Raw genomic sequence first — 8085 nt, 5'->3', positions numbered from 1 at the left:
TTCAACAGCAGCCATGACAGCGCCACGCTGGACGGCCGCAGCGCCTCCAAGGGGCCGGAGCCCGAGGGCGTCGCGGTGGGCAAGATCGGCAGCAAGACCTTTGCCTTCATCGTGCTGGAGCGTGTCGGCGGCGTGATGGTCTACGACGTCAGCGCGCCAGAGAAGCCGGTCTTCATGCACTACCTGAACACTCGCAACGGCATCACCGGCGACCGCGGCCCCGAAGGCGTGCTGTTCGTGCCAGCTGCCAAGTCGCCCAACGGCAAGCCGCTGCTGATCGTCGGCCATGAGGTGAGCGGCACCACCGCGGTGCTCCAGCTGAACCTCGGCTACTGAAGCGCAGCCACCGAGGCCACATGGGCCTCAGCGGCCCGACAGATCGCCGGGTCGCGTGGCTGACGGGTCCTGGCCCGTGCGCGCCTCGCTCATGGCCTCGCGGCCGGCGCGCTTGTTGCGGTACATCGCGTCATCGGCGGCCTTGGTCAGTGACAGCTCGTCGACGCCATCTTCCGGGTAGAGCGCCAGGCCCAGCGAGCAGGTGATCTCCAGCTGCAGGCCGCCGAGCTCCAGCGGCATCGCCACCTGGTTGAATATCTTGTCGGCCACCACCTGGGCCGAGTCGCGCGTCACCGGGCCGGTCAACAGCACGACGAACTCGTCGCCGCCGATGCGGCCCACGGTATCGGTCTCGCGCACCGAATTGCGGATGCGCCGCGCCACCGCCTGCAACAGTGCGTCGCCCACCGCATGGCCATGCTGGTCGTTGACTGGCTTGAAGCGGTCCAGATCGAGCAGGATCAGGCCGATGCTCTCGTTGTAGCGGCGCGCGTTGGCCAGCGCAAAGTGCAGGCGCTCGTCGAAATGCGCGCGGTTGGCCAGCTCGGTGAGCGGGTCGTGCAGGGCCATGAAGCGCACGCGCTCCTCGGATTCGCGCCGCACGCTGATATCGGACAGCGTGCCGATCATGCGCAGCGGCAGACCCTGGGCATCGCGCTCGATCACCGTGCCGCGCGCCAGCACCCAGCGCCAGCCGCCGCTGTCATCGGCCACGCGGTACTCGCTCACCAGCTGGGAGGCGCTGCCGTCCAGGCAGCGCTGGATCTCGCTGTGCAGGCGCGGCATGTCGTCGGCATGGGTGCAGGCCAGCATCTGCGACATGCTGGGTTCGCCCTGACCGGGCCTGAGGCCCATGATGGACTTCCAGCGTGCCGAAGTGCTGAGCATGCTGCCCCGCACCTGCCAGTCCCAGACGCCGTCGCCCGCCCCTTCCAGCGCGAAGGCCCAGCGCTGCTCGCTCTCGCGCAAGGCGCGGGTCATGCGCTCGGCCAGGTTCTGGGCCCGCTCGCGGGCGGTGGACAGCAACCAGGCCAGCAGAGCCAGCAGCAGCGCGAAGCCGGCACCAGCGGCCAGCACGGCATTGGCGCCGGTCGCGCCCTGGCGCAGGGCAAACTCGCGCCCGGCCTGCACAGTCAGCGTCCAGGTCTGGCCGCCGTTGTGCAGGTACTCCTGCCCGACCTGCCACGCATCACTGGCCTTGCCGGCCCGGTAGAGCAGATCGGCATCATCCTCGCTCTGGCCGTCATGCAGGCTCAGCGCCAGCCCCGCGGGAAGCTCGCCGTAGAGCCCGGACATCAGCTCGTGAATACGCACCGGCAGGGCCACCCAGCCGCGCAGGCTTTCGCGGCGCGCCTGCACCGAGGCGGGTACCAGCTCGCCGTCGTACAGCGGCATCACCATCAGGAAACCTTGCGCCGAGGGCAGGCCCAGCTGCGCGAGGTCCATGCGGGACGACAGGGCCATCCGGCCCGAATCCCGGGCCAGTTCCAAGGCCCGCTGCGCATGCGGATCGCCCGCCAGGTCGAGCCCCAGCACAGCCCGGGTGCTGGCGACCAGCGGCTCGGCCTGCGTGACCACAGCGTAGTGGCTGCGATCGCCACGCGCCTGCACGACGAGCCCGGCGCTGTTGCGCCGCGCATGGCTGAGCCAGTCGACCCGCAGCACGCCCTGGATGCCCGCGAAGTCAGCCCCCAGCGGCAGCGCATCGACATAGCGCTGCAACGCCCGCGGCGATGCGCCCTGCGGTGCTGCTGCCTGAACAAAGCTCTGCACACCCTGCAGAAGATGGGTGTAGGCCGCCATGCTCTGCTCGATGCGCAGGCTGGCCTCGCGCTGGCTGGCCTCGAAGCTGGATTGCAGATGCAGGCGGTCCAGCTCGCGCTCATGCCGCCAATAGATCAGTGTCAGGCCCAGGGCCAAGGCCAGCACCAGCACGGGCAAGCCGCGCCAGTAAAGGACTTTGGCGAGAACGGCCTGGGGCGTCATGGCTGTGCTCTGCACCGCTGCGGTCAGAAATTGACCATGGCGCGTGCCAGATCGGGCTTGAAGTACTTGAGAAAGATCTGCAGCACGGTGCCGTCACGCCGCATCTCGTCGATCAGGGCACGCCAGCGCGCCTGCTCGGTGGCCGAAAGGCTGGCCTTGGACATGATCAGACCGTGCGGCACGGGCGCATCGCCGAACTCCAGGATCTGGCTGATCTCGCGGATGCTGTCCGACTCCAGCGTCGGGTAGTCGAAGGGCTCGATGATCATGGCCTGGATATGCCCCTTGGCCAGCGCGCTGAAGAGCGGTGGCAAGCCGGCGGAAAGGGTCAGGCGTTGCTCTGCGGCCAGCGTGTCGACCAGGCGGTTGGCGCTCTCGCTGTAGCGGAAGCTGCGGATCACACCCAGCTGAAGGGCCTTGTTGCGCTCGAAATCCTCGATGCGCGCCACCTTGGCATCACGCCGCACCAGCAGGTAGTACTTGTTGCTGAAGTACCAGGCGAAAGCCGCGAAGCGCTCGCGCTGCTCGTTGCTGATGCCCGACAGGCTGAAGTCCAGCGCGCCGGATTCGATCAGCTTCCAGATGCGCGCGCGCGGCATCAGCGAGACGTTCACATGGCAGCCGCTGCGCCGCATCAGCTCGTCAGCGATGTCCTTGTCGATGCCGGTGGAGGTTTCGGCCGAATAGAGCAGGCCATGCTCATGCAGCGCCAGACTGAGCGGGCGCGAGCAATCGGGCCGGGCCGGCTGTGCCTGAGCAGCCAGCGACAGCACCAGAAGGCCGGCCGCGGTCAACGCCCGCGCGGCGCGCCAGAGCGATTGCAGTGAACCCACCATTGCTTTTCTCCCGGCGGCGCGGGCGCCGCCCCTCTCTTGCCAGGACAATGCGGCTCACCCGCAGCACCCAGCGCCCCTCAGCCGCCGAGAATACGCGATCACCATGTCCACGCCTGAACTCCCACCCGGCTTTGCCGCCCGGCTCCAGCCTCCGTACTACGCCGTCATCTTCACCAGCCAGCGCACGCCAGGTGATGCCGGCTACGGCGCCGCAGCGGCGCAGATGGCCGCCCTGGCCGCGCAGCAGCCCGGCTACCTGGGCGCCGAGAGCGCTCGCGATTCCGGTGGCCTGGGCCTGACCGTCTCCTACTGGCGCAGCATGGAAGACATTGCCGCCTGGCGCCGCCAGCTGGAGCATGCCGCAACACGGGACCAGGGCCGGGCCCAGTGGTACAGCCACTACGAGTTGCGCGTGGCGCGGGTCGAGCGTGCCTACGGCTGGGACCGACAGGACAACGGTGCTGCCGATCCCGGCCCCGATTACGATCTCGCCCCATGAACCAATGGATAGGCGGAGCGCTGGCCTTGGCAGCGCTGATTCTGGGCGGGGTGTTCTTCGGCTGGCAGGGTGTGGTACTGGCACTGTCGGGCATCATTTTCTGGCTGCTGATGCAGTTCACGCGGCTGATGCGGGTGATGCGGATGACGCAAAGCGCGCCGGTCGGCCGGATCGACAGCGCGGTGATGCTGAACGCCAAGCTGCGCGAAGGCATGCGCCTGCTGGAAGTGCTGCCGCTGACCCGCAGCCTGGGCAACAAGCTCGCGGCCGAACCCGAGACCTGGGGCTGGGCCGATGCCGGCGGCGTACGCGTAGAACTGGTGCTGGAGCAAGGCCGGCTGGTGCGCTGGCAGCTGATACGCCCTGAAGGCGAGGCCGTACAAGCAGGCACGGCGGCAGACGGTCCCGCATAAAATCTGTGTTTCCTTTATCTCTGCAGCGATAGGAGTTTGCTCATGTCCATGGACGACCGCGACGGCAAAATCTGGATGGATGGTCAGATGGTCGACTGGCGTGACGCCAAGATCCATGTGCTGAGCCACACCCTGCATTACGGCTGCGGCGCCTTCGAGGGCGTGCGGGCCTACAAGACCGACAAGGGCACGGCCATCTTCCGTCTGCGCGAACACACCGAGCGCCTGTTCAACAGCGCCAAGATCCTGCGCATGAAGATCCCCTTCAGCATCGAGCAGGTGGAAGAGGCACAGAAGGCCGTGGTGCGCGAGAACAAGCTGGAGAGCTGCTATCTGCGGCCCCTCACCTGGATCGGCTCCGAGAAACTGGGCGTCAGCCCCAGGGGCAACACGATCCACCTGATGGTGGCCGCCTGGTCCTGGGGCGCCTACCTGGGCGAGGAAGGCCTGAAGCGCGGCATCCGCGTCAAGACCAGCAGCTACACCCGCCACCACGTCAACATCACGATGACGCAGGCCAAGGCGGTGAGCAACTACACCAACTCGATCCTGGCCAATATGGAAGCGCTGGACGACGGCTACGACGAGGCGCTGCTGCTGGACGCCTCGGGCTTCGTCTCCGAAGGCGCGGGCGAGAACCTGTTCGTGATCAAGAACGGCGTGGTCTACACGCCCGATCTGTCGGCCGGTGCGCTCAACGGCATCACCCGCAACACCATCTTCCACATCTGCCAGGACCTGGGCCTGAAGCTGGTGGAAAAGCGCATCACCCGCGACGAGGTCTACATCTGCGATGAGGCCTTCTTCACCGGCACCGCCGCCGAAGTAACGCCGATCCGTGAGCTGGACCGCATCGAAATCGGCGCCGGCTCGCGCGGCCCGATCACCGAAAAGATCCAGGCCGCCTTCTTCGACATCGTCGGCGGCCGCAACCCCAAGTACGCCAGCTGGTTGAGCCTGGTTTGAACCGCATCGAGAGCATCCGCCATGAGTGAAGCCAACAAGTCCATCGTCGAAGTCACCGCCCAGGACGTGCAGGGCCCGGGCGTCGTGGCCTGCCCCAACCCCAAGATGGCGCTGTGGAGCAACCATCCCAAGGTCTTCATCGACATCACGCATGAAGGTGGCGGCAAGTGCCCCTACTGCGGCACGGTCTACCAGCTCAAGGCCGGCGAAGTCCTGCACGCGCACCACTGATGCCCAGCATCAAAGCCCAGGCCGCGGCGGCGCTGCTGGCCGCGCCCGAAGAAACCGAGGCCCAGTTCTACGAGGCCCTTCAGAACGCTGATCTTGAGCGGCTGATGGAAGTCTGGGCCGACGAGGAAGAGATTTCCTGCGTCCATCCCGGCGGACCGCGCGTGGTCGGCTTCAGCGCCATCCGCACCGCCTTCGAGGCCGTCTTTTCGCAAGGCGCCATCGCCGTGCATCCCGAGCGAGTGCGGCGCCTGCACACCGGCGACACTGCCATCCACCAGGTGCTGGAGCGGGTGCAGGTGAGCAACGCGCAGGGCCAGCTGCAAAGCGCCTGGGTGATCGCCACCAATGTCTATCTGAAGACCGCCTTCGGCTGGCGCATGGTGCTGCACCATGCCAGCCCCGGCACCGGCCACGAAATCCAGGAAGTGGCGGACGAGCCGGCCACCCTGCACTGATGGAATACCGGGCCCCCGCCTGGCTGCCAGGCGGCCAGGCCCAGACCATCTGGCCGGCGCTCTATGCGCGCCGTCATCACGGCGTGGCGCCGCAGTTCAGGCGCGAGCGCTGGAACACGCCGGACGGTGATTTCATTGATGTCGATCGGCTCGACCGACCCGCCCGGGCGGACCAGCCGCTGCTGGTGCTGTTCCACGGCCTCGAAGGCAGTTCGCAGAGCCAGTACGTGCAAGCCTTCGCCAGCGTCGCTGCGGCACGCGGCTGGGCCTTTGCGCTGCCGCATTTCCGCGGCTGCTCGGGTGAGCTGAACCTGGCGCCACGCGCCTACCACTCGGGTGACTTCGAGGAGATCGGCTGGATGCTGGCGCGCTTCAAGGCCGCCCATGCCGGCCCCGTGCTTGCCGCCGGCGTTTCGCTGGGCGGCAATGCGCTGCTGCGCTGGGCCCAGGAAGCGGGCGACAGCGCCGGCGCCACCGCGAAAGCGGTGGCCGCGATCTGCTCGCCGGTGGACCTGGCGGCCTCGGGCCATGCCATCGGCAGCGGCTTCAATCGCCTGGTCTACACGCGCATGTTCCTGCGCACCATGGTGCCCAAGGCGCTGAAGAAGCTGCAACAGCACCCGGGCCTGTTCGACGGCGCGCGACTGAAACAGGCGCGCAACCTCTACGAGTTCGACAACCTGTTCACCGCGCCGCTGCACGGTTTTCGCAACACCGAGGACTACTGGGCGCGCGCCTCGGCCAAGCCGCAGCTGCGCCGCATCCGCATCCCAGCCCTGCTGCTGAACGCACGCAACGATCCCTTCGTGCCCGCAAGCAGCCTGCCGCGAGCGCAGGATGCAGGCTCGCATGTGCAGCTCTGGCAACCGAGCCACGGCGGCCATGTGGGCTTCCCGGCCGGCGGCCCGCCAGGCCATGTGCTGACCATGCCCGAGCGCGTCAGCGATTGGCTGGCCCGGGCTCTGTAGACTGCCGCCCATGGATGCCATCGTCGAAGCCGCACTGAAGAAGTGGCCCAATGTGCCGCACTGCTACGGCTGGCTGGCACTGGATGCGCGCGGCGACTGGTATATGCGCGACGATCGCATCCAGGCGACCGGTCCCTTCCCCCTGGTCAAAGGCAGCCGCATCCAGCACGAGAAGCTGATCGAATTCATCGCCCGCAACTACGAGGCTGATGAGCGCGGCGCCTGGTTTTTCCAGAACGGACCGCAGCGCGTCTATGTGCAACTCGAAGCGGCGCCCTGGGTCTGGCGCCTGCAGCCCGATGGGCGGGTGCTGAGCCACACCAGCCGCGAGGCACTGCCGCAGTCCTGCTGGCTCGATGAGTCGGGGCGGCTGTTCCTGGTCTGCGATCTCGGGCTGGGCATCGTGCACAGCCAGGACATGGGCCTGGCCGCCGAGCAGGTCGAGCGCGGGACCTGGCAGCCCGAAGAGACCACGCACGCGTGGCTGCTGCAATCGCAGCACTGCCAGCTGCGCCCGGCTCCGGGCCCGGCCTGAAGAGCCCTGTGCGCCGCCAGGCGAAAAAAAACCGGCCCCACAGGGCCGGCTGATTTGCGGCGCTGAAGGCGCCTTAGTTGGAGGCTGCCGATGCAGCAGCTGCCGGTGCCTTGGGCTCGGCAAGCTTGCCACCAGACTGGTTGGCCATGTAGACCACCGCACGGGCGATCTCGAAATCGCTGTGATCGCCGCCGCCCTGGGCGGCCATCGCGCCCTTGCCCTTGAGGGCCGAGGTCAGCAAGGCCTCGTAGCCGGTACCCAAACGCGGGCCCCAGGCAGAAGCGTCTGCCAGCTTGGGTGCACCCGCTGCGCCACTGGTATGGCAAGCCGCGCACTGCGCCAAGTAGACCTGCTCACCCGTCTTCATCGCCGCGGGATTGGCCAAGTCCTTCAACTCGATCGCGCCAACCGGCTGGATTCGAGTCGCCACGGCCTCGGCGTCCAAGGCGCCGCTGCCGGCTGCCGGCTTGGCGCTGGAGGTCACATAGTTGGCCAGCAAGATGATGACGATGACCGGCACCACGAAGGAGAGTGCCACGGCCCAGATCAGCTGCTTGGGCGTCTTGATCGGCCCTTCATGGGCTTCTGCGTGATCGTGCTCGTGAGTTCCGCTCATGAAATCCTCGTTGGCGTCGGCGATAGAAATTGGACTGCGCAACCCCGCTGTCGCAGGGCGCAAAACCGGCAGATTATAGCGAGCCCATCCTGGCTGGCGGCTGGCGCGCTGCTAGAATCGCGCACTGTTGCGCCCGTAGCTCAATGGATAGAGTACTGCCCTCCGAAGGCAGGGGTTGCTGGTTCGATCCCAGCCGGGCGCACCATATAAATCAAGCACTTAGTCAATCGGCTAGGTGCTTTTT

The 8085-nt window shown here is 67.1% G+C and carries 11 protein-coding genes and 1 tRNA gene; 9 read left to right on the top strand and 3 right to left on the bottom strand.

Features of this window, described 5'->3' with window-relative positions:
• Positions 1-336: choice-of-anchor I domain-containing protein (locus ACIQ67_RS18325; protein ID WP_397535816.1), on the top strand; the 336-nt coding region annotated here is incomplete at its 5' end.
• Positions 337-363: 27 nt separating this feature from the next.
• On the opposite strand, the gene ACIQ67_RS18320 is transcribed toward ACIQ67_RS18325, so the two are convergent.
• On the bottom strand, positions 364-2322 hold the full coding sequence (locus ACIQ67_RS18320; RefSeq protein ID WP_397535815.1) for a diguanylate cyclase domain-containing protein: 1959 nt from the start codon (positions 2320-2322) through the stop codon (positions 364-366).
• Between the two features lie 23 nt (positions 2323-2345).
• Complete coding sequence (locus ACIQ67_RS18315) at positions 2346-3158, bottom strand: substrate-binding periplasmic protein (RefSeq protein WP_397535814.1); 813 nt, start codon at positions 3156-3158, stop codon at positions 2346-2348.
• A gap of 103 nt (positions 3159-3261) precedes the next feature.
• On the opposite strand from ACIQ67_RS18315, the gene ACIQ67_RS18310 reads away from it, so the two are divergent.
• Genes ACIQ67_RS18310 through ACIQ67_RS18280 form a run of 7 tightly spaced genes read left to right on the top strand, consistent with a single transcriptional unit; the run spans position 3262 to position 7225 of the window.
• On the top strand, positions 3262-3657 hold the full coding sequence (locus tag ACIQ67_RS18310) for an antibiotic biosynthesis monooxygenase family protein (protein WP_397535813.1): 396 nt from the start codon (positions 3262-3264) through the stop codon (positions 3655-3657).
• On the top strand, positions 3654-4070 hold the full coding sequence (locus ACIQ67_RS18305) for a hypothetical protein (RefSeq protein WP_397535812.1): 417 nt from the start codon (positions 3654-3656) through the stop codon (positions 4068-4070). Before ACIQ67_RS18310 ends, ACIQ67_RS18305 begins: the two co-directional genes overlap by 4 nt.
• A 42-nt stretch (positions 4071-4112) precedes the next feature.
• The gene (locus ACIQ67_RS18300) at positions 4113-5036 is read left to right on the top strand and encodes a branched-chain amino acid transaminase (RefSeq protein ID WP_397535811.1); all 924 of its coding nucleotides are present in this window, start codon (positions 4113-4115) and stop codon (positions 5034-5036) included.
• A 21-nt stretch (positions 5037-5057) separates the two neighbouring features.
• Positions 5058-5267, top strand: a complete 210-nt coding sequence (locus ACIQ67_RS18295) for a zinc-finger domain-containing protein (protein WP_397535810.1) — start codon at positions 5058-5060, stop codon at positions 5265-5267.
• The gene (locus ACIQ67_RS18290) at positions 5267-5722 is read left to right on the top strand and encodes a YybH family protein (protein WP_397535809.1); all 456 of its coding nucleotides are present in this window, start codon (positions 5267-5269) and stop codon (positions 5720-5722) included. Before ACIQ67_RS18295 ends, ACIQ67_RS18290 begins: the two co-directional genes overlap by 1 nt.
• Positions 5722-6690, top strand: a complete 969-nt coding sequence (locus ACIQ67_RS18285; RefSeq protein ID WP_397535808.1) for a YheT family hydrolase — start codon at positions 5722-5724, stop codon at positions 6688-6690. Before ACIQ67_RS18290 ends, ACIQ67_RS18285 begins: the two co-directional genes overlap by 1 nt.
• A 10-nt stretch (positions 6691-6700) precedes the next feature.
• Positions 6701-7225: a DUF2946 family protein gene (locus tag ACIQ67_RS18280; RefSeq protein WP_397535807.1), complete on the top strand. Its 525-nt coding sequence runs from the start codon at positions 6701-6703 to the stop codon at positions 7223-7225.
• 73 nt (positions 7226-7298) lie between these two features.
• Here the strand turns inward: ACIQ67_RS18280 and ACIQ67_RS18275 are convergent, their stop codons facing one another.
• On the bottom strand, positions 7299-7841 hold the full coding sequence (locus tag ACIQ67_RS18275) for a c-type cytochrome (RefSeq protein WP_397535806.1): 543 nt from the start codon (positions 7839-7841) through the stop codon (positions 7299-7301).
• Between the two features lie 129 nt (positions 7842-7970).
• Between ACIQ67_RS18275 and ACIQ67_RS18270 the strand changes: the two genes are divergently transcribed.
• Positions 7971-8046: transfer RNA gene (locus ACIQ67_RS18270), tRNA-Arg, on the top strand.
• The last annotated feature ends 39 nt before the right edge of the window (positions 8047-8085 follow it).

It is taken from the genome of Roseateles sp. (genome assembly GCF_044373315.1).
Classification (GTDB): domain Bacteria; phylum Pseudomonadota; class Gammaproteobacteria; order Burkholderiales; family Burkholderiaceae_C; genus JACDQM01.
The sequence above is the reverse complement of the archived record's forward strand: the minus strand, read 5'-3'. Positions and strand labels throughout refer to the sequence as shown.

What these genes read in the sequence shown, in the direction of transcription:
- ACIQ67_RS18320 (WP_397535815.1), bottom strand. Translation starts at nt 2,322, where the DNA reads ATGACGCCCCAGGCCGTTCTCGCCAAAGTCCTTTACTGGCGCGGCTTG.
- ACIQ67_RS18315 (WP_397535814.1), bottom strand. Translation starts at nt 3,158, where the DNA reads ATGGTGGGTTCACTGCAATCGCTCTGGCGCGCCGCGCGGGCGTTGACC.
- ACIQ67_RS18310 (WP_397535813.1), top strand. Translation starts at nt 3,262, where the DNA reads ATGTCCACGCCTGAACTCCCACCCGGCTTTGCCGCCCGGCTCCAGCCT.
- ACIQ67_RS18305 (WP_397535812.1), top strand. Translation starts at nt 3,654, where the DNA reads ATGAACCAATGGATAGGCGGAGCGCTGGCCTTGGCAGCGCTGATTCTG.
- ACIQ67_RS18300 (WP_397535811.1), top strand. Translation starts at nt 4,113, where the DNA reads ATGTCCATGGACGACCGCGACGGCAAAATCTGGATGGATGGTCAGATG.
- ACIQ67_RS18295 (WP_397535810.1), top strand. Translation starts at nt 5,058, where the DNA reads ATGAGTGAAGCCAACAAGTCCATCGTCGAAGTCACCGCCCAGGACGTG.
- ACIQ67_RS18290 (WP_397535809.1), top strand. Translation starts at nt 5,267, where the DNA reads ATGCCCAGCATCAAAGCCCAGGCCGCGGCGGCGCTGCTGGCCGCGCCC.
- ACIQ67_RS18285 (WP_397535808.1), top strand. Translation starts at nt 5,722, where the DNA reads ATGGAATACCGGGCCCCCGCCTGGCTGCCAGGCGGCCAGGCCCAGACC.
- ACIQ67_RS18280 (WP_397535807.1), top strand. Translation starts at nt 6,701, where the DNA reads ATGGATGCCATCGTCGAAGCCGCACTGAAGAAGTGGCCCAATGTGCCG.
- ACIQ67_RS18275 (WP_397535806.1), bottom strand. Translation starts at nt 7,841, where the DNA reads ATGAGCGGAACTCACGAGCACGATCACGCAGAAGCCCATGAAGGGCCG.